The organism is Natrinema sp. CBA1119 (genome assembly GCF_002572525.1).
Taxonomy (GTDB): domain Archaea; phylum Halobacteriota; class Halobacteria; order Halobacteriales; family Natrialbaceae; genus Natrinema.
In genome coordinates this window covers 2059224-2085673 of record NZ_PDBS01000001.1, presented here as the reverse complement: position 1 = coordinate 2085673, position 26450 = coordinate 2059224, and the positions used below count along the sequence as shown (strand labels likewise).

Annotated in this window: 23 protein-coding genes; 16 read left to right on the top strand and 7 right to left on the bottom strand. The window is 64.4% G+C overall.

Going from position 1 to position 26450, the window contains the following annotated elements:
- Window positions 1-175 precede the first annotated feature (175 nt).
- The 8 genes from CP556_RS10230 (at window position 176) to CP556_RS10195 (ending at window position 7608) form a co-directional block, all read left to right on the top strand.
- Window positions 176-1126: a FlaD/FlaE family flagellar protein gene (locus tag CP556_RS10230; RefSeq protein ID WP_255291441.1), complete on the top strand. Its 951-nt coding sequence runs from the start codon at window positions 176-178 to the stop codon at window positions 1124-1126.
- 38 nt (window positions 1127-1164) lie between these two features.
- Window positions 1165-1614: an archaellum stator protein ArlF gene (gene arlF / locus CP556_RS10225; RefSeq protein ID WP_098725524.1), complete on the top strand. Its 450-nt coding sequence runs from the start codon at window positions 1165-1167 to the stop codon at window positions 1612-1614.
- Window positions 1615-1617: 3 nt separating this feature from the next.
- Complete coding sequence (gene arlG, locus CP556_RS10220; protein WP_098725523.1) at window positions 1618-2079, top strand: archaellum stator protein ArlG; 462 nt, start codon at window positions 1618-1620, stop codon at window positions 2077-2079.
- Window positions 2076-2804 (top strand): archaellum protein ArlH, encoded by a 729-nt coding sequence (gene arlH / locus CP556_RS10215; protein WP_098725522.1) that lies wholly within the window; start codon window positions 2076-2078, stop codon window positions 2802-2804. The genes arlG and arlH overlap by 4 nt, the downstream gene beginning before the upstream one ends.
- Window positions 2805-4484, top strand: coding sequence for a type II/IV secretion system ATPase subunit (locus CP556_RS10210; RefSeq protein WP_098725521.1), 1680 nt, complete (start codon window positions 2805-2807; stop codon window positions 4482-4484). It begins immediately after the preceding gene.
- Window positions 4485-4491: 7 nt separating this feature from the next.
- The gene (gene flaJ, locus CP556_RS10205; RefSeq protein WP_098725520.1) at window positions 4492-6219 is read left to right on the top strand and encodes an archaellar assembly protein FlaJ; all 1728 of its coding nucleotides are present in this window, start codon (window positions 4492-4494) and stop codon (window positions 6217-6219) included.
- 86 nt (window positions 6220-6305) lie between these two features.
- Window positions 6306-6767 carry a FlaD/FlaE family flagellar protein gene (locus CP556_RS10200; protein WP_098725519.1) on the top strand — a complete coding sequence of 154 codons (462 nt, stop codon included), beginning with the start codon at window positions 6306-6308 and terminating at the stop codon, window positions 6765-6767.
- A 340-nt stretch (window positions 6768-7107) separates the two neighbouring features.
- Window positions 7108-7608 carry a PadR family transcriptional regulator gene (locus tag CP556_RS10195; protein WP_098725518.1) on the top strand — a complete coding sequence of 167 codons (501 nt, stop codon included), beginning with the start codon at window positions 7108-7110 and terminating at the stop codon, window positions 7606-7608.
- 162 nt (window positions 7609-7770) lie between these two features.
- Here CP556_RS10195 and CP556_RS10190 read toward each other — a convergent pair whose 3' ends face one another.
- Window positions 7771-8208 carry a DUF7112 family protein gene (locus CP556_RS10190; RefSeq protein ID WP_098725517.1) on the bottom strand — a complete coding sequence of 146 codons (438 nt, stop codon included), beginning with the start codon at window positions 8206-8208 and terminating at the stop codon, window positions 7771-7773.
- A 27-nt stretch (window positions 8209-8235) separates the two neighbouring features.
- A complete protein-coding gene (locus tag CP556_RS10185) occupies window positions 8236-8637 on the bottom strand; it encodes a 30S ribosomal protein S6e (protein ID WP_098725516.1) in 402 nt (133 codons plus the stop codon).
- 344 nt (window positions 8638-8981) lie between these two features.
- Here CP556_RS10185 and CP556_RS10180 point away from each other — a divergent pair, with 344 nt between their 5' ends.
- From CP556_RS10180 to gltB, 6 genes are all read left to right on the top strand, one after another.
- On the top strand, window positions 8982-9260 hold the full coding sequence (locus CP556_RS10180) for a WNWW family protein (protein ID WP_098725515.1): 279 nt from the start codon (window positions 8982-8984) through the stop codon (window positions 9258-9260).
- A gap of 54 nt (window positions 9261-9314) precedes the next feature.
- A complete protein-coding gene (locus CP556_RS10175; protein ID WP_098725514.1) occupies window positions 9315-9659 on the top strand; it encodes a hypothetical protein in 345 nt (114 codons plus the stop codon).
- A gap of 102 nt (window positions 9660-9761) precedes the next feature.
- Window positions 9762-10118 carry an SHOCT domain-containing protein gene (locus CP556_RS10170; protein ID WP_098725513.1) on the top strand — a complete coding sequence of 119 codons (357 nt, stop codon included), beginning with the start codon at window positions 9762-9764 and terminating at the stop codon, window positions 10116-10118.
- Window positions 10119-10183: 65 nt separating this feature from the next.
- Complete coding sequence (locus tag CP556_RS10165) at window positions 10184-11422, top strand: MBL fold metallo-hydrolase (RefSeq protein WP_098725512.1); 1239 nt, start codon at window positions 10184-10186, stop codon at window positions 11420-11422.
- A gap of 264 nt (window positions 11423-11686) precedes the next feature.
- Entirely contained in the window at window positions 11687-13168 is a 1482-nt protein-coding gene (gene proS / locus CP556_RS10160) for a proline--tRNA ligase (RefSeq protein ID WP_098725511.1), read from the top strand.
- 648 nt (window positions 13169-13816) lie between these two features.
- Window positions 13817-18376 (top strand): glutamate synthase large subunit, encoded by a 4560-nt coding sequence (gene gltB / locus CP556_RS10155; RefSeq protein ID WP_176548166.1) that lies wholly within the window; start codon window positions 13817-13819, stop codon window positions 18374-18376.
- A gap of 96 nt (window positions 18377-18472) precedes the next feature.
- Here gltB and CP556_RS10150 read toward each other — a convergent pair whose 3' ends face one another.
- A complete protein-coding gene (locus CP556_RS10150) occupies window positions 18473-19087 on the bottom strand; it encodes a peroxidase-related enzyme (RefSeq protein ID WP_098725510.1) in 615 nt (204 codons plus the stop codon).
- A gap of 154 nt (window positions 19088-19241) precedes the next feature.
- On the opposite strand from CP556_RS10150, the gene CP556_RS10145 reads away from it, so the two are divergent.
- Entirely contained in the window at window positions 19242-20261 is a 1020-nt protein-coding gene (locus tag CP556_RS10145) for an NAD-dependent epimerase/dehydratase family protein (protein WP_098725509.1), read from the top strand.
- Here CP556_RS10145 and CP556_RS10140 read toward each other — a convergent pair whose 3' ends face one another.
- Window positions 20262-21338 (bottom strand): M48 family metalloprotease, encoded by a 1077-nt coding sequence (locus CP556_RS10140; protein ID WP_098725508.1) that lies wholly within the window; start codon window positions 21336-21338, stop codon window positions 20262-20264.
- Between the two features lie 173 nt (window positions 21339-21511).
- Here CP556_RS10140 and CP556_RS10135 point away from each other — a divergent pair, with 173 nt between their 5' ends.
- Window positions 21512-22573 carry an NAD(P)-dependent glycerol-1-phosphate dehydrogenase gene (locus CP556_RS10135; protein ID WP_098727358.1) on the top strand — a complete coding sequence of 354 codons (1062 nt, stop codon included), beginning with the start codon at window positions 21512-21514 and terminating at the stop codon, window positions 22571-22573.
- A gap of 97 nt (window positions 22574-22670) precedes the next feature.
- On the opposite strand, the gene CP556_RS10130 is transcribed toward CP556_RS10135, so the two are convergent.
- The 3 genes from CP556_RS10130 to CP556_RS10120 all read right to left on the bottom strand — a co-directional run bounded on the left by CP556_RS10130 (window position 22671) and on the right by CP556_RS10120 (window position 26381).
- Window positions 22671-23492, bottom strand: a complete 822-nt coding sequence (locus tag CP556_RS10130; RefSeq protein ID WP_098725507.1) for an ABC transporter permease subunit — start codon at window positions 23490-23492, stop codon at window positions 22671-22673.
- Window positions 23489-24430 carry an ABC transporter ATP-binding protein gene (locus CP556_RS10125; protein WP_098725506.1) on the bottom strand — a complete coding sequence of 314 codons (942 nt, stop codon included), beginning with the start codon at window positions 24428-24430 and terminating at the stop codon, window positions 23489-23491. The genes CP556_RS10130 and CP556_RS10125 overlap by 4 nt, the downstream gene beginning before the upstream one ends.
- A 73-nt stretch (window positions 24431-24503) precedes the next feature.
- Entirely contained in the window at window positions 24504-26381 is a 1878-nt protein-coding gene (locus CP556_RS10120; RefSeq protein WP_098725505.1) for a S9 family peptidase, read from the bottom strand.
- Window positions 26382-26450: the final 69 nt, after the last annotated feature.

Below are 26450 nucleotides of genomic sequence, written 5' to 3'. Positions count from 1 at the left end.
GAGCTCGCGGAGCTAAGATGGATTTCGGACTCGCCTCCCTGCGGAGCCTCATCGAAGACTTCCTCAGCGACAGCGGCGGCCGTCGGGGGCGCGAGCGCGAGCAACAACGCCAACAGCGCGACGACGGCACCGACGACGCTGGGGGGCGACCGCACAATCGGGAGGCGAGTCCGACGTGGAATCCACGGACGACGAGGAACCGACCGAGTCCGACACCGACGAGAAGAGCGGTGGCGGACTGTTCGGTCGCGGGAAGGGATCGAGCGGCGACGAAGACGATTTCGACGACCTCTTCTATCGGATCGAGGAACTCGAGGAGGAACTCGAGAGCAAGGAGTCGACGCTGGGCACGGTGCAGGACTCCCAGCAGCAGGTCGCGGACCAGGTCGAGGAGATGAACGATACGGTCCGCCAGCTGCTCGGCGTGTACGACATGTTGACCGACGACGTGAACCCGTTTACCGGCGCTGGTGAGGAGCGAAACGGGTTCGGCGTCTTCGGCGAGGACAAGGCGACGACTGACGGCGGGAGTGAGTCGATGGCCGGACTCCGGGCTGAAACGAGTTCGTCGGGGCGCGAGGAAACGGTCTCGTTCGACGACCTCAAAGGAGTTATCGAGGACGCGGCGGCCCAGTCCGACGGCGCCGACGAGACCGGCGGTGAGACGATCACGTTCGACGAGGACGAGGACGACACCCGCGTCGAAGTGCAGGCGACCGAGAGCGTCGACGACACCAGTTCGGAGCCGAGTTCGGACGCCGATGGAGCGGACGTAACGGCGGACGACGACGAGTCGGACGTCACTCTCGAGTCGCTCGCGGACACGTACGCGACGGATATCATCGTCCTCGAGTGGCTGACCGAACTGGTCCGGACGGCCGGGCCGGCGGCGACGCTGCGTGCGATTTCGTACTACGCCGAGATCGGCTGGATCGACGACGAGGTCAAAGACCACCTCGAGGCGATGTTGAGCGGGCCCGACCTCGACGTTCACGTCGACCCGGAGATGACGCCGGAGGAACTGACCGCCGAGGATCACGCCGATAGCTACACGTACATCATGAAGCTCCAGGAGATCCACGAGACGAAGCGGGAAGTCGGGCCGGATACCGGAGCGGGGCCGTAGCAATGCGTTGGAGCGACGAGGGAGGACGGTGATCGCGCGTGGGGTTCAGTACCAGTGGCGCGACGGCGATCATCTTCGTCGGCGTGCTGGTCGCCGCGGGGATCGCCTATCCGGTCTTTCACTCGGCACAAGAGGAGCGACGGACGGCGATACAGGACCGCGACGATCGGACGCTGTCGATGCGAAACACCGCTATCGCGGTCGACTCGTGGAGCTACAACGAGAGCGGCAACGACAACTTTACTATGAGCGTGAACAACACCGGTTCGGCGACGCTCTCGGTCGCCGAGACGGATCTGCTGGTCGACGGCGTCTACCGGACGCGAGACTCGTACGTGACGCGTGTCGAGGGGAGTGCCGAACGGGAGCTGTGGCAGCCCGGCGAGACGCTGCACGTGACGGTAGCCAACAGGACGCCCGAACCGGACAGGGTAAAACTGGTGACCGAACACGGAATCGCCGAGACGGTAACGGAGGTCGGCGGGTGAACCATGGCCGGTGACTCCGTTTCGACGCTGATCCTGTTCATCGCCGCGATGCTGGTCGCCGCCGGCGTCGCCGGCACGCTGGTGACCAACGTCAACGACCTCAGCAATTCGGTCGACAGCCAGAGCGGCGACATGACGGACAAAATCGATACCGACATCGAGATCATCAGCGATCCGGGAAGCCGCGCGGTGTACAACTCGAGCGGCGCGGAGAACATCACGCTCCTCGTGAAGAACACGGGCCGAAAGACACTCACGGCCGACAGCACCGTACTCGACGTGCTGGTCAACGGCTCGTACGTCTCGAGCGATGAGTTTACCGTCGCGGTCACGGACGGCGGCCCCTGGCGGGACGGAACGGTCGCCGAATTCGAGATCTCCCGGTCACTCGCGACGGGCGAGGAGCACCGGGTTAGCGTGACCGTCAACGGTGCGGAGGAGGTGTTCGAATTCTACGTCCCATGACAGACTACTACTCCATCGGGCTGACCGATCAGGACCGCGTGAACACAGCGATCGGCGGCGGGATTCCAGCCGGGAGCATCATGCTCATCGAAGGCCAAGACGGCGCTGGCAAAAGCGCCCTCTCCCAGCGCTTTTCCTACGGGATCGCCTCAGAGGACGCCTACGTCACCTACATCTCCACGGAGCTCGAGTCCTGGGAGTTCGTCCAGCAGATGCACTCGCTGTCCTACGACGTGGTCGATCTGCTGTTGGACGAACAGTTACTGTTCTTGCACGCGAACATCGACACCCACGACGAGGGGCAAGAACGCCAGCTCCTCGCGCGACTCGCGAGCGCGGAGACGCTCTGGAAGGCCGACGTGGTCTTCGTCGATACCCTCTCAGCGCTGTTGCGGAACGATCCCAACTACGAGGGCGTCATCGAAGCGGGTGACGAGGATCACGTCATTCAACGGCTCGTCACGTTCCTGCGCCAGATGACGATGAAGGACAAGTCGGTCGTGCTGACGGTCGATCCGACGAGCGTCCGCGAGGACGCGTTGCGACCGCTGCGGAACATGGCCGACATCTACTTCCAGATCGAGACGAACACGGTCGGCCAGGAGATCAGACGAAAGGTCCTGGTCCGACGCTTCCAGAACATGAAGAGTCCGGTCGACGACTCCATCGGCTTCACCGTCCAACAGGGACGAGGGGTCTCGATCGTCAGCAGGACGGTGGCCTAAATGTCCGACTTCGGGAGCGCACGACTCGAGAACGAACTCGACGCATTGGCCGACGAGCACCCCCACCTGCGGGAACACCTCGAGTGGTTTCACGAGGAGTACGGCGAGTACCCGAAACTCATCGACGAACCGTCCGAAGAGTGGGAGTCGAACCGACCGAACGTCATCTACGAGGCCGAGACACCCATATTCTGTCACGTCTACGGCGATATGGGGATCGACACCACCTACTACTGCGTCGAACCGACCCTCGAGGACGAGGACAAGGCGCTGTACGACCGGATTCGCCAGCGGATCCTCGACAAGAGCGTGACCCGACCCGCACCGGGCGACAACGAGGAGTTCGAGGAGCACCTGGACGAACTCCTGGACGAAGTCATCGAAGTCACGTCGGGAATCACCGGGCAGTCGATCGGTCGGCTCAAGTCCTTGGGCACCAGCAAGGTCTCGCTCTCGCAGGATCAGTTCACCCGGTTGCGCTACCAGCTCCAGCGCGATATCGTCGGCCTTGGCCCGCTGGAACCGGTGATGGCCGACACGGCCAACGAGGACATCCACGTCATCGGTCCGAAGCAGTGTTACCTCGATCACGGCACGTACGGCATGATCTCGGCCACCGTGGACTTCGGGACGCCCGAGGAGTTCGAGCAGTGGCTCCGGAACATGGGCGAGCGGATGAATCACCCGATCAGCGACTCCGATCCGATCATCGACGCGACCCTGCCCGACGGCTCGCGTATCAACATCATCTACTCCGACGATGTCTCCGTCCAGGGGCCCTCGATGACCATCCGACAGGGCGAGGAAATCCCGCTGTCGGTCTTCCAGATCACGAAGTGGGGGACGCTCTCTCCCGAACTGGCGGCCTACCTCTGGCTCTGCCTCGAGAACGAGCAGACCGTGTTCGTCGTCGGCGAAACGGCTTCGGGAAAGACGACGACGCTGAACGCGGCGCTGTCGTTCATTCCGCGCGACGCGAAGATCTACACGGCGGAGGATACGTCGGAGGTCATTCCGCCGCACAACACCTGGCAGCAGCTGCTCACCCGCGAGGGATCCGGCGACGAGTCGGCCGACGTGGACATGTTCGACCTGGTCGCGGCAGCGCTCCGATCGCGGCCCGACTACATCGTCGTGGGCGAGGTCCGCGGGGCAGAGGGGCAGATGGCGTTCCAGGCGGCCCAGACTGGCCACCCCGTCATGCTGACCTTCCACGCCAGCGACATCGTCTCGATGATCCAGCGCTTTACCGGAGCGCCGATCAACGTCCCCGAGACGTTCATGGACAACTGCGATGTCGCGCTGTTCCAGAACCGGGTCAAGCAGGGCGACGACGTCCTCCGACGGGTAACCTCGGTCCAGGAGATCGAGGGCTACTCCGACTACGAGGGTGGTGTCGTCACCCGGCAGGCGTTCAAGTGGGACCCCCGCGACGACGAGGTCGCCTTTACGGGTCGAAACAACTCCTTCGTCCTTGAGGAGCAGATCGCGACGCTGCTGGGCTATCAGGACACCCGGAAAATCTACGACGAACTCGACCGTCGGGCGGAGATCATCCGCCAGCTCATCGACGCCGACGTGCTGGGCTACCACGAGGTCAACGACGCGATCGCCGGCTTCCATCGCGACGGCCTCGAGGGGCTGCCCATCCGGATCAGCGGCATCGACCAGTTCGCCTGAGATCACTATGTCAACAGACTCTCAGTCCGCGCCCGATATGAGCACTCGATCGGCCCTCGAGTCGCTCAACATGGCGTACGCGAACATGGAGATGGGCGCCTCGCGGTATCTGCTCCTCGTCATCGCGCCCGCGTTCGTGTTCTTCATCGGGACTGGAATCGCCGTCGTCGTGCTCGGGCTCTCGCTGCTGATCGGCCTCCCGGTCATCCTCCTGGGACTGCTGGCGATGGTCGTCGCGATCATCTACCCCAAGCTGGCCCAGGACCGAAAGCGCAAGCAGATTCGCCAGCGCTTTCACCTCTTTTTGACCCACATCACCGTCCTCTCGATGACGAACATCAACCGCGTCGAGATCTTCCGTACCCTCGCGGAAGAAGACGAGTACGATGCCTTAGCCGAGGAGATGGGACATCTCGTCGCGATGGTCGACACCTGGAACCAGAGCCTCGACGACGCCTGCCGGCTCCGCGCCAAACAGACGACGAGTCCTCTCCTGACAGACTTCCTCGAGCGGCTGGCGTACACGGTCGGCGGCGGCCAGCAGATCAGCGAGTTCCTGATCGACGAACAGGACACGATCATCCAGCAGTTCGTTACCCGATACGAGGCGGACCTGGGGAAACTCGACGTGATGAAGGAGCTGTACATGTCGATGATGCTGTCGGTGGCGTTCATCCTCGTGTTCGCGATCGTGCTGCCGATCCTGACCGGAACGAGCCCGACGCTGTTGATCGGCGGCACCATCGCCATGTTCACGATCGTCCAGGTCGCGTTCATCTACGCGGTCCACGTCATCTCGCCGTACGATCCCCTCTGGTATATCGAGGAGACGGAAGGGACCGGCCCGCTCACCCGGATTCCGCGAGCGCTCGCGATCGGTATCGGCTGTAGCATCCTCCTCGCCGTCGTGATGGGACTAGCCCTCTTCGGGATCGTGCCGGGGATCGCCAGCCGCGTCCCGCTACCGATCATGGTTGCGATCCCCGTAACGCCGCTGCTCCTCCCCGGGTGGCGGATGCGACAGGAAGAACAGAAAGTCAAGGTCCGCGACGGGGAGTTCCCCAGCTTCATCCGCGCGCTCGGTGCCGTCGAGAGCGTCAAACAGACCTCGACCGGGAGCGTCCTCGAGAGCCTCCGGCGCAAGGACTTCGGGGCGTTGACCGACAACGTCGACGCGCTGTACAAGCGGCTCAACATGCGAATCGACGACATCCGCTCGTGGCGGCTGTTCGCGGCGGAGACCGGCTCCTATCTCATCCAAAAGTTCGGTGACATGTACGTCGTCGGTCGCCAGATGGGAGGTGATCCGAAGGTCCTCGGGCAGGTCATCAGCGAGAACCAGAACGAAGTGCTCAAAGTCCGCGAGCAACGGGATCAGGCGACGATGACCTTGATCGGCGTCCTCTACGGCATCACCGCCTCGGCCGTCTTCTCGTTTTTCGTCGGTCTCGAGGTCGTCGAGATCATGATGGAAATCACGAGCGGGATGGACCTCCAGAGCCAGGGCAGTTTCACCGGGGGGCTGCTCAGTACCGAGCAGTACGATATTCAGATGATCGAGTACCTGTTACTCCTGACGATCGTCATCAACGCCGCGCTCTCGGCGATCATGATTCGACTCACCGACCGCGGCCACATTATCAGCGCGCTGGTTCACTTCGTCTTCCTGACGTGGCTCGGTGCCGTGATCGCGGTCATCACGGAGTACGTCGTCGGGATGGCTATCAGCGTGTAGCGACGACGACTCACCGTTCGTAATGACGTGAATGTTCTTGAGTAGCGGACGACTGAATGACAGTAGATCGGCGACACCAGCCATCCATGCCAGATCAAAAACCATATCTCCAGACGCTCGAGCGATCGGCCGGGCGAACCAACGCCACCATCCAGTGGGCTCGCTTTCTCGGCGAGACCTTCGGCACGACGGGCGCGCTGAACTGCCTGCGGTACTACGAGGACCTGGGCTGGATCAGCCCGCTCGTCCGCGAGCAGATGACCTCGTACCTTCGCGGGCTCTCGCTCGGAGAGATCCACAACAAACGCTACGACGAACCGACGACGCTCGAGTATCCCCTCGAATCCCTGAGCGGGACGCTCTTCAGCGCCCACGCTCAGACCCTCGAGTATATCGCGAAGATCCGGGGCGACGACCTCGAGGAACACGTGATGGTCGCACGGATGGCCGAGCGGCGAGTCGAACGGCGCATCGATGATGACGAGGACGACGGCGACGAACCGAACGAGATGGTAAGCATCATCCGTGACGGGCCATCACATCACTGATCATATATTTGCCTTTTGGCCACAACACTTATCATCGGATTCGAACGGGCACCCATAACCCCACAGAAAAATACATTTATAAGTATTTTATGACCAGATGTTTCTTTTCTTCTCCCCACACGGACTAGTATCCGGAGAGTCCATGATTGGATAGTTATTCCATCATTCACGAAAAGTTGATTTATATATATTCAACACCATTCACTTCCCTGTCTCTTAATACGGATCAGTGTCAGGGACTCAGTAGTCGTGAGTGGGGCCGTCACCGATCATCCGGCGACAGTGCGTGGTCGGCGGCTGCGGAACGGTCCACATCACGTACCCCCATAGGTGATCGTCAATGCGTGAGGACACTCCAAATACCGAATCCGTGCTCGACGAGTTGTCGAGAGCGGCGACTGCGGACAACCAGTCGGAATCGTACGATATCTCGCTCGGATCGACCGACGATACGACCAGAGACGTCGAACGCGAACTCGACGAACTGATGGCGCAGGTAAACAGCGCGCTCCCGACCGACGAGGTCCAGTTCGACGAGGACATCATCAAGGAGAACTTAGACGAAATCCTCCTGATGCTCATCGCGCTCCACGAAGAAACACACGGGAAAGAGCTCCTCTCGGATCTCACCCACCTCTTCGGAGCCCAGCTCAGTCCGGGCACCGTCTATCCGAGCCTCCACAACTTAGAGGAGGAGGACGTGCTCTCGATGCATGCCAAGGTCAGAACCAAGGAGTACTCGATCGCCGACGAGGAGTACGTCCGTGCGACCGTCGAGCAGACGATGGTACAGCACCTCGCCTTCGGCCTGCTGCTGTACGCGTTTCTGCCGCGGCTCTAAGGCACTCCCGTTTTCCGCGCTCGAGGAGACCCCGATCGCGTTTTCGAAGCCGAAGTCACCGTCACCGACGGGTTCGAATCGACGGAGCCACCTCGGTCCGGTCGTGACAACGCTTTTGCCCGGCCGAAACTCGGCTCTCGCCGAGATCGGAGGGGTCGAAAATCAGCGGTCCTCGAGATCCTTCGCGATCTCGCTCAGGCTATCGCTCGGCGGCTCTCGCGCGTCGTAATAGGTCGTCTCGCCGGGTGCGCGAAGGCCGTAGAGGAACTCGGATTCGACGACGTCGACCAGCACCGAGCCCCCTGCCGGAATACCGTTCTCGGCGGTCCACTCCGAGAGGCGGTCAGTCGCGCCGGTGGGGTCTCGGGCCTCGTCCGGCGTCTCGTAGACCCCCGGAATCAACAGGTCGTCGCCCGTCAGCGCCCGCTCGACTCGCGCGAACAGTTCCTCGCCGTCGAGGGCGACCCGGACGACCTCGTCGGTCGGAAACGCACCGCGTTCGTCGGCCGGTACCTCGAGTCTGACGCCAGTCGCCGTCTCGGTACACGTCGACCGGACCGTCTTCACCGAGGAATGGTCGCTCGCAATTCTGTCTCCCATGAGAATGAATCGAAGGACTCGCCGCGATTACTCGTCGTCGTCGCCGCCCTCGCCGAGGAGGTCGTCGACGTCGGTGCTCCCGCGCTCGGCGATCGAGGCGTTGACCTGCGCGACGGCGTCGGAAATCTCGCTACCGCGAACCGTGATCCGGCGACGCTCACCGTCACGGTCCGGACGGTACCCCGTCTGTCGGCCGGTCATCAGCACTTGCGACAGATTCGGGCCGGAGACCTCGCCGTTGAGCGGGCGGCCCGCTTCGTCGGAGCCGCCGGTGATCTCGAGCGTGTAGCCGTCGAGGCCGACCGAGCCGCCGTCGACCTCCTCGCCGATCGACTTGCCCATGAATCGGTTCGCGTCCTGTTCCTCCGCCTCGAGCTGATAGGACGACCCGGATTCGGGGTCGCCGACAACGACCGTGAAACTTGCCATGCCCGACGGAAGACGGCCGTCGCTCAAAAGATCATCGATCGGGACCGAACTTTTGCTCTGCGGGCGCGGCAGAGCCGCGCCCTCGGCAAAACTTCGATGAAAAGCACTCCTCCCTCCGTTTCGGGCCGCTTCGCGCCCCTCCACATCGGTCGTCGGCCCGCTCACTCACCCTTCGGGTTCGCTCGCGATAGATACTAGGTAACCGCCTGCCCTCCCCCGGGTTAGACGGCTCTCGCGTTGCTCGAGCCGTCCGCCCGGCCACTCGAGCCAGCGGCGTTTGAGCGTTGGTGTTTCAGCGTTCGGCTGCTCGAACAGTCAAGTACCCCGACCCCCTACGAGTAGCCGTGTTCATCGATCCCGGACGACTCGAGATCCGCCTGCGCGAGGAGTTCGGCGGAACGATGGGGCAGTCACGCGTCGTCGTTCGGCAGGCCGTCGATCTCGCGGATTCCAACCAGTACGAGGGGGACGTGGGTGTGACGCTGACGAACGATATCATCATCGACGAACTCTCTGACGCCCCCGACGGCACCCCGCCCGAGCGGTGGAACTGGTGGATCGGCTCGCTCGAGGTCGCGTACGGCGGCTACGGCCGGTTCGGGATCCAGCGGTATCGGAAATAACCACTCGGTCGAAAGGACAACACGGATTGTCTTCCACGACGTAGGTAGCTCTCAATGAGCGAGCTGTCACGGCCAGTCTGGCCGGCGTATCCACTGTCAGCGCTCGTCGCCGGCCTCGGCCACTGTTACCTCGGTCGGTGGAAACGCGCCGGGATCTGGTTCGTTTGCTACGGCCTCGCGATCGCGTTCCTGAGCGCGCGATCGCTGTCGGGCGCGTTCGAACCGGGCGAGCCGTTCGTCGTGACGGCACTGCAGTTCGATGCGGTGCGCTTTACCGACGTCGCCGTGCCGCTCGCGATCCTGTTGATCTGTCTCCTCGACGTCTATCTCATCGGGCTGACCGAACGGACCGACGCCCGGCGGGCCGATGCGAACGACCCTCGATCGAACAGCTCCTGATACCGCTTCGCGAACGGTCGACTCGAAAGAAAGTCACAGCATCGCGATTATCGCCGTCTGCGGCCCCGAGTGGTTTTTGTGCACATCCGACGAACGGTGCGTATGGGACGCCTCAGTTCCATCCTGTTCCAGGGAATCGGCGTGCTCGTACTCGCGCTCATCGCGCTGAGCGTCGTCGGAACGATCGTCGGTATCGCGCTCTCCCTCGTCGTCGCCGTTCTCTCGGTGATCGTCTCGCTCGCCGTCCTGAGCCTGTTCGTTCTGGCGATCGTCGGGCTGTTTTCAGTGTTCAGTGGCGATTCAGCCGCCGAAGGCGACGCGCGTCCACCGCAGCAGTCCGACGACCGGACCGCTCCCGAGGACCGAGTTCGCTCTCGGTACGTCGACGGCGAACTCGACGATGACGAGTTCGAACGAGAACTCGAGCGCGTCCTCGGACCGGACGAGCGACGCGAGTGACGGACATCTCGACCGGAGTCCGTGAACCAACGGAGGCAAACCAGACGAGATGCAAGGGATTCGTAATGGACGTCCAGTTGCTGGGTGGCGCGCGCGAGATCGGCCGGAGCGCGATCCTCATCGACGACACGCTCTTGCTCGATTTCGGAATGGATTCGGGGAACCCGCCGTCGTTTCCGATCGGCGACGTCGATCCCGACGCCATCGTCGTCAGTCACGGCCACCTCGATCACGTCGGCTCCGTTCCGGCGCTCCTGTCAGGTGACGCCCGGCCGCCGATCCACTGGACGCAACCGACGTACGATCTCACGATGGTCCTCGCGCGGGACACGCTGAAACTCCACGGTGGAAGCTACGACTGTCCGTTCACCCAGGCGGAACTCGCTCGCGTCGCGGAAGTCTCCGAGACCCACGGATACGAGCACACCTTCGATGCTGCCGGGTACGAGATCACGTTCTTCGATGCCGGTCACGTCCCCGGCAGCGCCCACGTGCTCGTGAACGACGGCGAGACCAGACTGCTCTACACCGGTGACTTTCACACCGAGGAACAGCGGTTACTCGACGGCACCACCGCGCGACCCGACGCCGATGTTGTGCTCTGTGAGAGCACCTACTCGGACGTGACGCGACCGCCGCGACCCGAAATCGAACGCGAGTTCGCCGAGAGTCTTCGAACGACGATCTGGGAGGGCGGCACCGTCGTCGTCCCCGCCTTCGGTATCGGCCGCACGCAGGAGGTGCTCTGCATCTGCGAGGAACACGACCTCGAGTGCTACGTCGACGGGATGGGCAAACGCGTCACGGAACTCTTTCTCCGGGATGCGAACCGAGGATTCCTGCGCGATCCGGACCTGCTGCGCCGGGCGAAGGGCAACGCCAGGTTCGTCGACGGCCGCGACGGCCAGCGCCGACGGATCGCCGAGCAGAATACCGTGATCGTCACGACCAGCGGGATGCTCCACGGCGGCCCCGCGATGACCTACGTGCCCGCGATCCGCTCCCACCCGACGAACAAGATCGCCATGACGGGCTATCAGGTCGAGGGGACCCCCGGCCGCGACCTGCTCGAGACCGGGAGCGCCGAGATCGACGGCCGGATGATGCCGGTCAGCGCGCGGGTCGAACAGTACGACTTCTCCGCGCACGCGGATCGAGACGGGGTTCGCGCGTTCCTCGAGTCATATGCGGATGCAACGGTACTGATCAATCACGGCGATCGCTGCGAGGCGTTCGCGGCGGAGCTGCGCGCCGACGGCTACGACGCGACGGCGCCCGAACTGGGCGAGCGAATCGGAGTCTGAGCGGTCGGGCGACGCTCGCACTCCGTCCCGCAGTCCGGCACGTCCAACGGGGACGGTTTTCCGTCCGGTCGTGGTTCTCGCGTGCGTGACGGATACAGATTCGGACGCCGACCCCGCGGACGGCGACCGCGACTGATCGGCCGCCTGGAACGCGCTCGCTGAGTCGCGAGCGACCGTCTTGCGCGGCAGTGCAGGAGAACGCCTCCCACGCGTCGCCGGTGGCCTTCGCATGGTTTAAGCCCGCGCTGCCTGCATGTCGACACAATGAGCGACGAGAGTCAAGAACTCGGGATCACCGAGTCGAAATCGCACAAGCCCGGGGAGTGGTACGCCGAGGTCGTCCAGAAGGCGAACCTCGCGGACTACGCCCCGATGGGCGGGTTCATCGTCACGAAACCGCGCGGCTACGCCCTTTGGGAGGCCATTCAGGACTCGCTGGACGGCTGGTTCAAGGAGACCGGCGTCGACAACGTCTACTTCCCGATGTTCATCCCCGAGAGCTACCTCGAGCGGGAGAAAGACATCGTCGAAGGCTTCGACCCGGAGGTCGCGTGGGTGACCCAGGGCGGCCACGAGGAACTCGAGGAGCGACTGGCGGTCCGTCCGACAAGCGAATCGATCATCGCACCCTTCATGGCCGAGTGGACCCGCAGCCACCGCGACCTGCCGATGCGGCTCAACCAGTGGTGTTCGGTCGTGCGCTGGGAGGCCACGGAGACCAAGCCGTTCTTCCGGACGAAGGAATTCATGTGGCAGGAGGGCCACACCGCCCACGCGAGCAACGCCGGCGCGTGGGAGGAGGTCTGGACTCGCCTCGGACAGTACGAGCGCGTCTACGAGGACGTGCTGGCGATTCCGGTGTTGCGCGGCAAGAAGCCCGAACACGACAAGTTCCCCGGCGCGGACACCACGACGACCGTCGAGGCGCTGATGCCCGACGGCAAGTCCGTCCAGGGGGCGACCAGCCACAACCTCGGCCAGAGCTTCGCCGAGGCGTTCGACATCACCTTCGCGGACGAGGACGAGGCCGAACAGACGGCCTACACCACCTCGTGGGGGCTCTCCTGGCGAGCGATCGGGGCGCTCATCATGACCCACTCCGACGATCAGGGGCTCGTGCTCCCGCCGACGGTCGCGCCCACGCAGGTCGTCATCGTTCCCATCTGGCAGGAGGATACCAAAGACGACGTCCTCGAGTACTCGGAAAATATCGCCGACGACCTCGAGACGGCCGGCTTCCGCGTGGAACTCGACGACCGCGACGAGCGAAATCCCGGCTTCAAGTTCAACGAACACGAGCTCAACGGGATCCCGCTGCGACTCGAGATCGGCCCCCACGAGGTCGACGACGGGGAAGCCACGCTGGTTCACCGGCCGGACAACGAACAGTCCGTCGCCGAGCGCGACGAGATCGTCGACGCCGTCGACGAGCATCTGGACGAGATCTACGACAAACTGTACGAGACCGCGCAAGAGAACCTCGAGGAGAACGTCCGGGACGCCCACAGTCCGGAGGAGATCCTCGGGACGATCGGCAAACACGGCGGCTACGTGAAGACGCCGTGGTGTGGCGACGAGGCCTGTGAAACGGCCATCAAGGAGAAGATCGCCGCCGAGATCGTCATGCAACCCCTGGCCGACGAAGGCGGGACGACGGCCGGCGAGGTACCCGAACCCGACCGCGACGAGTGTGGCGTCTGTGGCGATCCCGCCGACGAGATTGCCTACTTCGCGAAGTCGTACTAGCGCGGTTACTCGACGGGAGCAGGTCCGTTCGGCAGTAACACGCCTGTTCGGTGGTAACATGTCGACTCGTCGTTGCTCGCTCGAGCCGGGAATCGAACCGTCAGCTTTCCGGTGTTTCGCTGCCGGCGGCAGGTACTTTCGATCTGATGTCGTCTTCGACGAAACGCTCACATCGGGATGCGTGAAACGGTGAGATGGATCGTCGGTGCGAACAGGGTCGAGACGGACTCCCCACGTGAACCGGTCGGCCTCGCTTCGGGAACTGGTTCGAACGGTCACCTCGACAAATTGTGGGTGCCACTGCCATGCGTACCTAACTCTTTAACCCAATAGTGCTTACCAGCGGCGAGTAATTAGAGACTGTGGTGTTCACTCTGGTGGGTGAACACTACGTGCCTCTGACAATTCACCCCGCTATCGGGAAGCATCGCTTCCCGGATGGGGGTTCGAACAGTGCCGTCCTGAATCTCGACCCCAGAGCGGTAGCTCGATCCGATAGCAGTCGCAACTGCGGCGAGACGGCGCGTGAACGGTGACGAGGTGAATGTATAAGGGCCCCACAAATACCTTATATCACACCATATGTGTTTATAATACACTTAGCCATAATGGGTTAGCCTCTTATATCTGTTTCCGCTAGGGAGGGCTATGCCACAGCCACATATAGCGTCATCCGCCGAGCGTTCACAGGGGCTCGCCGACCCCGCGGACGCGCGGTCGAACTGCGGCGTCGGCGTCGTCATGGATCTCGATGGGGATGGGGGCCACGACGTCGTCGCTGACGGACTCGAACTACTCATCAATCTCGAGCACCGGGGGACGACCGGGGCGGAGAAGAACACCGGCGACGGAGCCGGCATCATGCTTCAGACGCCGGATTCGTTCTTCCGAGAGGTCCTCGACGCCGAGCTTCCGGACACCTACGCCGTCGGTTCGCTCTTTTTGCCCCAGGACGACGCGGCTCGCAACGCGCTCGTCTCGCTGGTCGAGGAGACGGTCGATACCTACGATCTCTCGGTCCTCGAGTGGCGGGACGTCCCGACCAACAACGACGACCTCGGCGAAACAGCCGTCGACTCCGAACCCGACGTCCATCAGGTCGTCGTCGCACCCGACGACAATATCTCCGGTGACGACTTCGACCGCCGACTCTACGTCGCCCGACGCGCGCTCGAGAACGCCGTCGAAAGCGCCGATATCGAGAACAAAGAGCGCTTTTATGTCGTCTCTCTCGACTCCAAGACGGTCGTTTACAAGGGACTGCTGAAAGGCGTTCAGGTCCCCGACTACTACCCCGATCTCACCGACGAGCGCATGGAATCGACGTTCGCGATGGTCCACGAGCGATTCTCGACGAACACGCTCGGCGCCTGGCACCTCGCCCACCCCTACCGAAACATCATCCACAACGGCGAGTTCAACACCATTCAGGGCAACATCAACTGGATGCGGGCCCGCGAGACCGACATCGAGAGCGACGTCCTCGCGGACCTCGAGGCGGTCAAGCCGATCATCGACGATCCCGACCAGTCCGACACGGCGAGCGTCGACAACGCCCTCGAACTCCTCATGCAGGACGGCCGGGACCTCGAACACGCCCTGCGGATGCTCGTTCCCGAGGCCTGGCGCGGCGACGACGCGATGGACCCCGATCGAAAGGACTGGTACGACTTCCACGCCTCGCTCGTCGAGCCGTGGGACGGTCCCGCGCTCGTCGCGGCGACCGACGGCGAACGCGTCGGTGCCGTCCTCGACCGCAACGGACTGCGCCCGTGCCGGTACGACGTGACGACGGACAATCAGCTGATCATGGCCAGCGAGGCCGGCGCGCTCGAGACCGAGCCCGAAAACATCGAAGAGCGCGGCCGTCTCAAGCCCGGTCAGCTGTTCCTCGCCGACCCCAACGAGGGGCGCGTCATTCCCGACGAGGAGGTCTTCGAGGACCTCACCGACGACCGCTACGGCGAGTGGGTCGCCCAGGAGCAGGTCCATCTCGACGACATCCGCACCACGAACGATCGTTCGCCACAGCAGACGGTCTCGGGGCTGCGAGACTATCAGGCCGCGTTCGGCTACACGCACGACGAACTCGAGAACATGATCGAGCCGATGACCCAGAAGGGGAAAGACCCCGTCGGCTCGATGGGTGACGACACGCCGCTGTCGGTCCTCACCGATTTCAACCGACCGCTGTTCTCCTACTTCAAGCAGCTGTTCGCGCAGGTCACCAACCCGCCGCTGGACTACATCCGCGAGGAACTGGTCACCTCGATGGAGAGCCGGCTGGGCTTCCAGCGGAACCTGCTCGACGAGTCGCCCGAACACGCCCGCCAGCTCGTGCTCGACTCGCCGATCCTGACCGACGCCGAACTCGGCTCGATCCGCGACTGTTCGACCAACGGGATCACCACCGCGACGATCGACATCACCTACGAACCAGAGAGCGCGGAACTCGGGGCCGGCCTCGAAGCCGCCATCGAGCGCGTCCGCGAGGACGTCGTCGAGGCGATCGAGGACGGCGGTCACGACATCATCGTCCTCTCGGACCGGACCGTCGACGAGGACCGGGTCGCGATCCCGAGCCTGCTCGCGACCGGTGCCGTTCACCACCACCTCGTGCGCAACGGGCTGCGCAACCACGTCGGGCTCGTCGTCGAGTCCGCCGATCCGCGGACCGTCCACCACTTCGCGACGCTGGTCGGCTACGGCGCCGGCGCTGTCAACCCGTACCTCGCCTACCAGACGATCGAGGACATCACCGCCGGCCCCGACGGAGCCGACACCGAGGTCGCGATCGACGCCTACGTCGGCGCGGTCGAGGACGGCCTGCTGAAGATCATGGCCAAGATGGGCATCTCGACGGTCGAGAGCTACCAGGGAGCACAGATCTTCGAGGCCGTCGGCCTCGACTCGGGGCTGGTCGCCGAGTACTTCGAAGGCACCGAGAACCGCACCGAGGGGATCGGCCTCGCCGAGATCGAGGAAGACCTCCGCGAGCGCCACGCCACCGCCTTCGACGGCGACGGCGAGGACGCCGACCTCGACCGCCACGGCGAGTTCGAACACCGTTCGGACGGGATCTACCACCAGTGGAACCCCCAGACCGTCGGCGCGCTCCAGCAGGCGGTCCGCTCGAACGACTACGAGCGCTACCAGGAGTTCGCCGAGCAGATCAACGATCAGCAACAGAACCTCCAGACGCTTCGGGGCCTCCTCGAGTTCGAGTCGGATCGCGATCCGATCCCGGTCGAGGACGTCGAGCCGATCAAGGACGTCGTCCAGCGGTTCTCGACGGCCGCGATGAGTCTCGGGAGTCTCTCGCCGGAGGCCCACGAGAACAACTCGATCGCGATGAACCGGCTGGGCGCCAAGTCCAACTCCGGCGAGGGCGGCGAACCGCCCGAGCGATTCAACACCGAGCGCGAGTGTAACGTCAAACAGGTGGCGTCGGGCCGCTTCGGCGTCACCTCGACGTACCTCTCGAACGCCGACGAGCTGCAGATCAAGATGGCACAGGGCTCGAAGCCCGGAGAGGGTGGCCACCTCCCCGGCTCGAAGGTCAACGAGATGATCGCCCACGTCCGCAAGTCGACGCCCGGCGTGGGGCTCATCTCGCCGCCGCCGCTACACGACATCTACTCCATCGAGGACCTCAAACAGCTGATCTTCGACCTGAAAGCCGCGAACGAGACGGCGGACATCAACGTCAAGCTCGTCTCCGAGGCCGGCATCGGCACGGTCGCCGCCGGCGTCGCCAAGGCCAACGCCGACGTGGTCCACATCTCGGGTCACGACGGCGGCACCGGTGCCTCGCCGCGCACCTCGATCAAGAGCGCCGGTCTCCCCTGGGAGCTCGGCCTCGCCGAGGCCAACCAGATGCTCTGTGCGACCGGCCTCCGCGATCGCATCCGCGTCTCGACCGACGGCGGGATGAAGACCGGGCGCGACGTCGCCGTCGCCGCCCTCCTCGGCGCCGAAGAGTACATCTTCGGCACCGCCTCGCTGGTCACCGGCGGCTGCGTGATGGCCCGACAGTGTCACAAGAACACCTGCCCGGTCGGCGTCGCCACCCAGCGTGAGGACCTGCGCAAGCGCTTCCCCGGCGAGCCCGAACACGTCATCAACTACATGACGTTCATCGCCCAGGAGCTGCGCGAGATCATGGCCGAACTCGGTTACGAGACCATCGACGAGATGATCGGGCAGGTTGGCGTCCTGGAACAGCGTACCGATGTCGACCACCCGAAGGCTCGCAAAGTCGACCTCTCGGAAGTGCTGGCGGATCCGGGCGGCGACGTCCGCCGCAAGATCCGCGAACAGGACCACGAGCTCGAGGACCAACTCGACCGCGACCTCATCGAGGCCGCGGCCGACGCCATCGAGGACCAAGAACCCGTCTCGCTCGAGACGGACGTCACGAACGTCGACCGGACCGTCGGCGCGATGCTCTCGAACCGCATCACGGACCGCTACGGTGAACCCGGCCTCCCGGAGGATACGATCACCATCGACGCGGAAGGGACCGCCGGCCAGAGCTTCGGTGCGTTCCTCGCCAGCGGCGTCTCGATGCATCTCGACGGCAGCGCGAACGACTACGTCGGCAAGGGGCTCTCCGGTGGCAAACTCACGATTCGCACGCCCGAGACCGCGGGCTACGATCCAACGGAAAACATCTCGATTGGCAACGTCGCACTCTACGGCGCGACCGACGGACAAATGTACGTCAACGGCGTCGCCGGCGAGCGCTTCGCCGTCCGCAACTCCGGAGCCAAGGCCGTCGTCGAAGGCGTCGGCGACCACGGCTGTGAGTACATGACCGGCGGCGTCGTCGCGGTGCTCGGCGAGACCGGGAAGAACTTCGCCGCCGGCATGTCCGGCGGCGTCGCGTACGTCTACGACCCCGACGACGAGTTCGAGGCCAAGGCCAACACCGGCATGGTCTCGCTTCACGACGACCTCGAGGAGAAAGACGAACGGATGCTCCGTCGGCTCGTCGAGAACCACGTCGCGTACACCGGCTCCGAACGCGGGCAACTGCTGCTCGAGAACTGGGAGCGCGCCCTCGAATCCTTCGTGAAGGTCATGCCCGAGGCCTACTACGAGGCGATCACCGAGCAGGGGAGCGACGATGTCCGCAACGAACTGCCCGGTGCGCCCGAGGTGGCCGCAGAGGCCGAATCGACCAGTTTCGCAGCGAGCGACGACTGAGCCGCGACCTGCCGCTTCTCTTCACTCGTTACGATACAATAATTTTCCGTCCGCGGGCCGGAGTCGTCGTCGACTCGAGGATGCGATACGCGACCGCTACTCGCGACCCAGCGTGTGGAATTCCTCGTTGGGCCGCATCTCCGCGAACATCGCCAACCGATTGCTCAGGTTGTAAAACGCGGTCACGGACGCGATATCCCAGAGCGCCTCCTCGCTGAACCCGACCTCGCGAAGCGCCTCGAGGTCGTCCCGCTCGACCTCGGTCGGTCGTTCGGTCAGTTTCACGGCGACGTCGAGCATCGTCCGATGAGCGTCGTTGATGTCGGCGGTCCGGTAGTTAGCCACCAGTTGATCGGCCAGCGTCGGATCGTCGGCGTAGATTCGCACGAGCGCGCCGTGGGCGACGTTACAGTAGTAGCAGTGGTTGACGCCTGAGACCGCGACGACGATCATTTCGATCTCTTCGCGCTCGAGGGCGGTGTCTTCGACGAGTGCGTCGTGATAGTCGAAGAACGCGCGAAAGTGAGACGGTTTGTACGCCATCGCAGCGAAGACGTTCGGCGTGAATCCGGCGCGGTCGGTTTCCGCCGCAATTCGGTCCTGGAGATCCTCGGGGAGGTCCTCGAAAGCCGGAACGGGAAACCGACCCATCGCGTCGTCGCTGAGTTCGGGGTCGGTCGCTGACTCGGCATCGGTACCTGAATTGGTCATGACTACCGTTTCACAGGCATCCCTAAAAGCTCAGGGGCGAACTCCGGGTGCTCTCCGTTGACGATGCCGCCCGTATCGGCCGCCGCCTCGAGAACGGAGTCAGCGTGGCTCGCCCAGCCGCCACAGTTTTTTCCCGCAGCCGTGACGGCTACGCATGGACAGCGCACTCGTCATCGGCGGCACTCGCTTCATCGGCCGCCACCTCGTCGACGACTTGCTCGAGCACGACTACGACGTCACACTGTTCACCCGCGGAACCAGCGGAAACCCGTTCGCGGACGACGAACGGGTCGATCACGTCGAGGGTGACCGGACGAACGAGACCGCCCTCGAGGCCGCGGCGACGACGGTCGACCCCGACGCGGTCTTCGACTGCGTGGCCTACCATCCGAAAGACGTCCGCGCCGCGACGACCATTTTCGCGGACTGCGACGCGTACGTCTACGTCTCGAGCGGCGCGGCCTACGGCCGCGAGGAGATCCCCAAGCGGGAGGGCGAGACGCCGCTGCACGAGTGTACGCTCGAGCAGGCGACCGACGATTCGTTCGAGACCTACGGCAATCGGAAGGCCGAGGGCGACCGCGCCGTCTTCGCGGCGGCCGAGGACGGCGTCCGCGCAATGGCCGTCCGGCCGCCAATCGTCTACGGCCCCCACGACCACACCGAGCGCCTGGACTGGTGGATCGACCGCGTGAACCGCTTTGACCGCGTCGTGGTGCCCGGCGACGGGACGAACCTCCGCCACCGCGTCTACGTCGAAGACGTCGCGAGCGCGCTCCGGATCGTGGCCGAGCGCGGCGAGGCCGGCGAGGCCTATAACGTCGGCGACCGACGGCTCGTCACGCTCGAGGAGATGATCGACCTGATCGCTGAGTCCCTCGATCGCGTGGCGCATAGCGCCACGGAAAAAGCGAATGACGTAGAACTCGTCCGCGCCGGCCCGCGAGAGCTCGCGGTCGGCGACATCGAACTCGACGACTACCCCCTCTACCGGACGTATCCCCACGTCCTCTCGACGGCGAAACTCGCCGCGCTCGACTGGGAGTCGACATCGCTCGAGACGGCGATGGATCGCTCGGTCGCGGATCACCTCGAGAGCGACCGGGACGGGAGCGAGAACGGGCCGAAACGAGAGGCCGAGGAGCGCGTGCTGGGGATCCTCGAGACGCTTTGATCAGATGTCGCGAAGGCGCTCGAGTCGCCGAGACCGCGACGGCTGCGACGCGAGCAACTCTCTGAGCCGACCCCGGTCGTCGGACAGGTCGGAGCCGGTCTCGATAGCGGACGCGAGGGGCGCGGCTCCGACGGATCGAGCGGCGCGGCGATCGGCAGCGAACTCGAACCGCCGGTAATACCGGAGAAGAAGCGGCGCGGTGATCGCAACGCAACCCACCATAATGAGAAGCGATGTCCAGACGGTCAGCGTCACGATCAGTCCGAAGAGAAGCGCCAGCACTAGTGACCGCCGCTCGAGGAGCCACAACTCGTCGCTGGCGTCCGCACGCGCACAGAGCGCAGTCAGCGCCTCGTCGTCGAGGGCGTCGAGAGCGTAGTCCGTGGCGTACACCCGCCGATTCCAGAACGGTCCGTCGAGGAAGAGTCTGGCTATCTCGGCTTCGCGAGCCGGGATCACGCCGGCGATCGTCGCGGTCAGGCCGGCTCGGTCGCCAGCGTTCTCGAGTCGCTGGCGCTGTTCGGCCGTCGTCTCGGTGACTGTCTGCGAGAGGCGAATGCCGTACTGCAACCAGGCGTAGACCACGGCGATGAGGACGACGAACGAGAGCGGGATCAACAACGGACTGGGATCCGATGCGCTGACGAGCGCGACGAGGGGAACGAGTGCCCCAAGGCAGAGCATCGTAATCGCCACGAGATATTTCGCGAGCCGACCGACCGCCGTCGCGGCGCTGATCTCGAGGTCGCGGCGTTCGCGAGCGTACGGAAAGACGCCGAGATACGCGACGAGCGTCGCGACGATCGCACCGCCGAGCACGGGAAGCCAAGCGAGCGTCGCTCCGGTCCCGCCCGCCAGCGCTGGATGGACACTCGAGAGGGCGTTTTCAGTCTCCTCGAGGAGGCCGGATAACGCGAGGACGATTCCAGTCCCGAAGCCGACGACGGCGAGAAGGCGATACGTACCGAGCGATCGCCGGCCGTCCGGGCGGCGTCGAAGCGTGTACCATCCGTATAGCCTGGCACTGGCGTAACCCGCGCCGAGCAATCCGAGCCAGAGCGCGGCTACTGCAATCATATACGCCCGTTATAGTTGGCAATTATATAATATCGCCGATCGATTCGACGGATCGACTCGAGGCTGTCGACCGGCCGCCGCAATCGGCTCGCCAGTTCGGTCCCGGCAGCGGGCGCCCCGAACGACGCGCCGACGAGGAAAAACACATGACCCAGGGGTGTGTCAGGAACGGTATGTTCGAGAAGTCGACGTGGATCCGCTTGCCGCGAAACGTCGTCGTCGGCCACGGCGTTCGCGACGAGGTCCTCGACGTGATCGACGACCTCCACTTGCAGGGGCGGCCGCTGTTCGTCACGAGTCCGACGCCTCGCGAGGTTGCTGCGGACCCCATCGCGGCCGACTTCGAGGCCACCGGGATCGAGCCCGCGATCGTCACGATACAGAAAGCGACCTTCGCCGCCGTCGAGCGGGTGATCGAGGTCGCCGAGGCCGAGGAGGTCACCTATCTGGTCGGAATCGGCGGCGGGAAGGCAATCGACATCGCGAAGCTGGCCAGTCACCACCTCGATATGGGCTTTCTCTCCGTGCCGACGGCGGCCAGCCACGACGGGATCGTCAGCAATCGCGGCTCCGTTCCGGACGGGGATTCCCGCCACAGCGTCGCCGCGGAGCCACCGCTCGCGGTCGTCGCCGACACCGGCATCCTCGCCGAGGCACCGTGGGAGCTGACGACCGCCGGCTGCGCCGACATCATTTCCAACTATACCGCCGTGATGGACTGGCGGCTCGCCCAGCGGCTCAAAGACGTCGAATACTCCGAGTACGCCGCCGCGCTCTCGGAGATGACCGCCGAAATCCTCGTCGACAACGCTGACCTCATCCGACCGGGACTCGAGGAATCGGCCTGGGTCGTCACCAAGGCGCTCATGTCCTCTGGCGTCGCGATGAGCATCGCCGGCTCCTCGCGGCCGGCCAGCGGCGCGGAGCACCTCTTTTCGCACCAACTCGACCGGCTGGCCCCCGATGCGGCCCTCCACGGCCACCAGGTCGGCGTCGGCTCGATCATGACCGCCTACCTCCATCAGGGAGGAGACGGCATCTGGCGCGACATCCGCGACGCGCTGTCGAGTATCGACGCGCCGACGACGGCGGCTGAACTCGGAATCGACGACGAGATGATCATCGAGTCACTGACGACCTGTCACGAGATCCGCGACCGGTACACCATTCTCGGCAACGGGATGAACGAACGGGCCGCTCGAGACGTGGCGGCGAAAACGGGCGTCATCGACTGAGTGTCACGTCGGGTGGAATTTGACCGGCCCCCGGAACTGGAACCGAGGTGGCTACTTTTCGCGCGAACCGGCCGACGCTGTCGAGAGAATTCTTCCGTCAGCCCAGATCGGCGCGTTCGAACTGCCAGATCCCCAGCGCCAGCGGGACGACGAGCCAGGCGAGCATGACGACGAGCATCGTCTCGCCCTGCAGGAACCACGGGAGATCCGGCGGAATGGTGTTGAACCCCTCGGGGAACGCGAGCCCGGTGGAGTTGACGTACGCCGCCGTCGGGCTGACCAGCGACTGGACGAACGCGATCTGGTTCATCGAAACCTCGAGGCCCGCGAGGTCGTTGAGCACGTAGTCGATAGCGAGCTGGAGCGGACCGAACACGTTCAAGACGCTCGTGATGAAGAAGAAGGCGATGGAACCGCCCATCGCGCGCGAGCGAGAGGCGGTCGCGGCGGAGATCGCGATCGCGACGGCGACGTAGGTCAGCGCGTACAGGACCGTCAGCGCCGCCATGATACCGAACGTGTCCATCTCGGGCGAGGGGTACCACAGTAGCGTGAGCACGCCGCCCACCAGGAACGCGACGACGATCGACGCGCTGACGATGGCCGTCCGGGTCGCAAATTTTCCGAGAACGACGTCGCGACGACTGTTCGGAATCGAGAGGAGGTACTTGATGCCGCCGGATTCGCGTTCGCCGGCGATCGCGAGATACGCCGTCACGAGCGCGATCAGCGGGATGAACATCGCGCCGATAGCGGTCAAATTCCAGAGGGCGTTCAGGATGGTCGGATCCGGCCGCCCGTTCTGTCCGAAGTACACCAGCAACACCATAAACAGGGTGTAGAACGCGCCGACGAACCAGACGATCTTGGCCCGGCGGACGTCGAGGAAGTCCTTCTTCGCGACGTCTACCGTACTCATGCTGAGGCCTCCGGCGTCGCGGCCCCCTCGTCGCGCTCGCCGTTCGTGTACGTGTTGAACAGTTGCTCGAGCGAGACGTCTTCGGAGACGATATCGCGGACGGTCGTCGCCTCGGCGACGTGTCGGACGACATCGACCTTGACCGAGGGATCGGCGCAGGTCGCCGTGATCGTGGCGTCCTCGACGGTGACCGAGCGGACGCCAGCGAGATCGTCGAGGGCGAGGCCCTCGGGGACGGTCGCAACCTCGAGCGAGATCGGCGCGCCGAGGTCCAACTCGCCCTGCAGGTCGTCGAGGGTGCCGGTCGCGACCAGCCGCCCCTCGTTCATGATGCCGATGCGGTCACAAACCGCCTCGACCTCGCCGAGGATATGGCTCGAGAAAAAGACGGTGGTGCCGCGATCCGCCTCGTCGCTGATGATCTCGCGCATCTCCTGCATCCCCGCGGGATCGAGCCCCGAGGAGGGTTCGTCGAGTATCAGGAGGTCGGGATCGCCGGCCAGCGCCATGCCGAACCCGAGGCGCTGGGCCATTCCCTTCGAGTAGTCGCCGGCGGGACGATCGCCGTCGTCGCTCGTGAGACCGACTTTCTCGAGCAGTGCGTCGGGATCGTCGTCCACGTCCTTCGTGTCGATGACCCACTCGAGGTGTTCGCGCGCGGTGAGGCGGTCGTAGACGCTCGCCCCTTCGGGGAGGACGCCGATTCGGTGACGGATCTCGTCGGTGTCGGCCTGCGCGTCGAGGCCGAGCACCGTCGCGCTCCCTTCAGTCGGCCGAACGAAATCGAGGAGCATGTTGATCGTCGTCGACTTCCCGGCACCGTTCGGGCCGAGGAAGCCGAACACTTCACCCTCCTCGACGGTGAGATCGAGGTCGTCGACTGCGAGGATCGACTTACCGTATCGCTTGGTGAGCCCGGTCGTCTGAATAGCGGCCATAACGGGAACTCTACGCCCCCATCATGTATAACCTTTGTAATAATTTCGCTGACCGATCCGAGCAAGCGGCCGCTCAGACGTGTTCGTCGAGGAAGTCCGCGATCGCGCTGTACGCTTCGATGCGGTTCTCGAGCTTCGAGAAGCCGTGTCCCTCGTCTTCGAAGATGAGTTTCCGGACCGGCACGCCCTGTTCGGCCGCTTGCTCGGCGATCTGTTCGGCCTCGCCGACCGGAACGCGCGGGTCGTTTTCGCCGTGGAGGACGAACAGCGGGGCCTCGATGTTCTCGACGTTGTTGATCGGGGAGATCTCCTCGAGGAACTCGCGATCCTCCGCGAGCGAGCCGTACTCGGCCTCGCGAAGTTCGCGCCGCCAGTCGCCGGTATTCTCGAGGAAGGTCACGAAGTTCGCGATGCCGACGACGTCGACGCCGGCGGCCCAGAGGTCAGGATACTCGGTCAGCGCGGCCAGCACCATGAAGCCGCCGTAGGAGCCGCCCTTGGCGGCGATCCGATCGGGATCGATCGCGGGATGATCCTGCAGCCACTCGACGCAGGCCCGAATGTCCGCGACCGAGTCCATCCGCCTTTCGACGTCGTCGAGGGCGGCGTACTCGGCACCGTAACCCGACGACCCGCGAACGTTCGGCTCGAAGTAGGCGTAGCCCCGGTCGAGGAAGTACTGCTTGACGCTCGAGAAGGAGGGACGACGCTGACTTTCGGGGCCGCCATGAATGTCGACGATGACGGGCGTCTCTCCGTCCTCGTGCCCGTCAGGAAGCGTCAGGAAGCCCGGCACCTCGAGCCCAGCGTGGGACTCCTCCGGAGTCCCACTGGCTGACGGGCGCTGCCCGTCAACACCGAAACTCTCCACGCTGACCAGATCGGAGTCGCGAAACGTTTCTGGAGGGATCCCTGCAGTCGGCGCGCTGGTCCACTGTTCGGTCTCACCGCTCTCGAGATCGACCACGAAAACGTTCGTGTTGACCGTGTCGCCGGTCGTCGACAGCGCGAACCGTTCCGCGTCGGGGCCGAAACTCACGCCGCCGGAGATGCCGCCCGGCAGGTCGGGCTCGGGAAAGGTCTCGTAGGCGGTCGGCTCGTCGGCGTCGAACTCGCCGACGGTCAGTTCGGTGTAGCCCTCGACGTTCCGCGAGCAGACGAACCGGCCGGTCTCGTCGTCCAGCGCGATGCCGTCGACGTTCCATCCCTTCCCATCGATGACGGTCTCGAGTTCCATCTCGTCGCTCTGGAGGTCGAGATACGCGAGGTAGAGCGTGTCGGCTTCACCCTCGTCGGTGACGAGGTAGATGCCCGTCCCGTCGGGGGCCCAGCTCGCGCTCTGGTAGCGCACGTCGCCCTCGTGGGGGGTGAGATGGGTGAGGTCGGGCTCGTCGGCCGCGAGGTCGAGGACGTACAGATCCTGATCGAAGTTGGAGTAGGCCTGCGAGACGAGTAATCGGGAGTCGTCGGGGCTCCAGCCGGACAGCGAGAGCCAGCCGTCGCCTTCGTAGACGAGGGTCGCATCGTCTCCCCGCTCGTCCCGGTCCTGAACGTAGACGTCGAAGACGGACTCGTCGCGGCGGTTCGAGGTGAACGCGAACCGCTCGCCGTCGTGGCTCCAGCCGCCCCACCTGTGTTTGGCGTCGGGCATCGCCGTCAGGTTCTCGATCTCGCCGGTCTCGGCCTCGAGCCGGAACAGCTGGGCGCGCTCGTTGCCGCCCTCGTCCATCCCGAAGATGAGTTCCGGCCGCTCGGGCGACCACGAGGCGAACGTCACCCGCTCGTCGTAGAACGTTCGTTGCTCGGGCCAGGATCGGGGCTCATCGAGCGTCCAGATCTGTGGCGTGCCGGTCGTATTCATTAGGAAAGAGAGCCGTTCGCCGTCGGGACCGAACGACGCGCCGTAGGCACTGCGGACGTTGAGATAGCGCTCGATATCGTAGCTTCCCATGGCAGGGCCGTACGGACTCGAGCGGGTAGTCGTTTCGGTCGGGCGGACTCGAGGCGGCGACCACGCCTC

Coding starts and splice junctions, on each gene's coding strand:
- arlG (WP_098725523.1), top strand. CDS start 1,618: ATGGCCGGTGACTCCGTTTCGACGCTGATCCTGTTCATCGCCGCGATG.
- arlH (WP_098725522.1), top strand. CDS start 2,076: ATGACAGACTACTACTCCATCGGGCTGACCGATCAGGACCGCGTGAAC.
- CP556_RS10210 (WP_098725521.1), top strand. CDS start 2,805: ATGTCCGACTTCGGGAGCGCACGACTCGAGAACGAACTCGACGCATTG.
- flaJ (WP_098725520.1), top strand. CDS start 4,492: ATGTCAACAGACTCTCAGTCCGCGCCCGATATGAGCACTCGATCGGCC.
- CP556_RS10200 (WP_098725519.1), top strand. CDS start 6,306: ATGCCAGATCAAAAACCATATCTCCAGACGCTCGAGCGATCGGCCGGG.
- CP556_RS10195 (WP_098725518.1), top strand. CDS start 7,108: ATGCGTGAGGACACTCCAAATACCGAATCCGTGCTCGACGAGTTGTCG.
- CP556_RS10190 (WP_098725517.1), bottom strand. CDS start 8,208: ATGGGAGACAGAATTGCGAGCGACCATTCCTCGGTGAAGACGGTCCGG.
- CP556_RS10185 (WP_098725516.1), bottom strand. CDS start 8,637: ATGGCAAGTTTCACGGTCGTTGTCGGCGACCCCGAATCCGGGTCGTCC.
- CP556_RS10175 (WP_098725514.1), top strand. CDS start 9,315: ATGAGCGAGCTGTCACGGCCAGTCTGGCCGGCGTATCCACTGTCAGCG.
- CP556_RS10170 (WP_098725513.1), top strand. CDS start 9,762: ATGGGACGCCTCAGTTCCATCCTGTTCCAGGGAATCGGCGTGCTCGTA.
- CP556_RS10165 (WP_098725512.1), top strand. CDS start 10,184: ATGGACGTCCAGTTGCTGGGTGGCGCGCGCGAGATCGGCCGGAGCGCG.
- proS (WP_098725511.1), top strand. CDS start 11,687: ATGAGCGACGAGAGTCAAGAACTCGGGATCACCGAGTCGAAATCGCAC.
- gltB (WP_176548166.1), top strand. CDS start 13,817: ATGCCACAGCCACATATAGCGTCATCCGCCGAGCGTTCACAGGGGCTC.
- CP556_RS10150 (WP_098725510.1), bottom strand. CDS start 19,087: ATGACCAATTCAGGTACCGATGCCGAGTCAGCGACCGACCCCGAACTC.
- CP556_RS10145 (WP_098725509.1), top strand. CDS start 19,242: ATGGACAGCGCACTCGTCATCGGCGGCACTCGCTTCATCGGCCGCCAC.
- CP556_RS10140 (WP_098725508.1), bottom strand. CDS start 21,338: ATGATTGCAGTAGCCGCGCTCTGGCTCGGATTGCTCGGCGCGGGTTAC.
- CP556_RS10135 (WP_098727358.1), top strand. CDS start 21,512: ATGTTCGAGAAGTCGACGTGGATCCGCTTGCCGCGAAACGTCGTCGTC.
- CP556_RS10130 (WP_098725507.1), bottom strand. CDS start 23,492: ATGAGTACGGTAGACGTCGCGAAGAAGGACTTCCTCGACGTCCGCCGG.
- CP556_RS10125 (WP_098725506.1), bottom strand. CDS start 24,430: ATGGCCGCTATTCAGACGACCGGGCTCACCAAGCGATACGGTAAGTCG.
- CP556_RS10120 (WP_098725505.1), bottom strand. CDS start 26,381: ATGGGAAGCTACGATATCGAGCGCTATCTCAACGTCCGCAGTGCCTAC.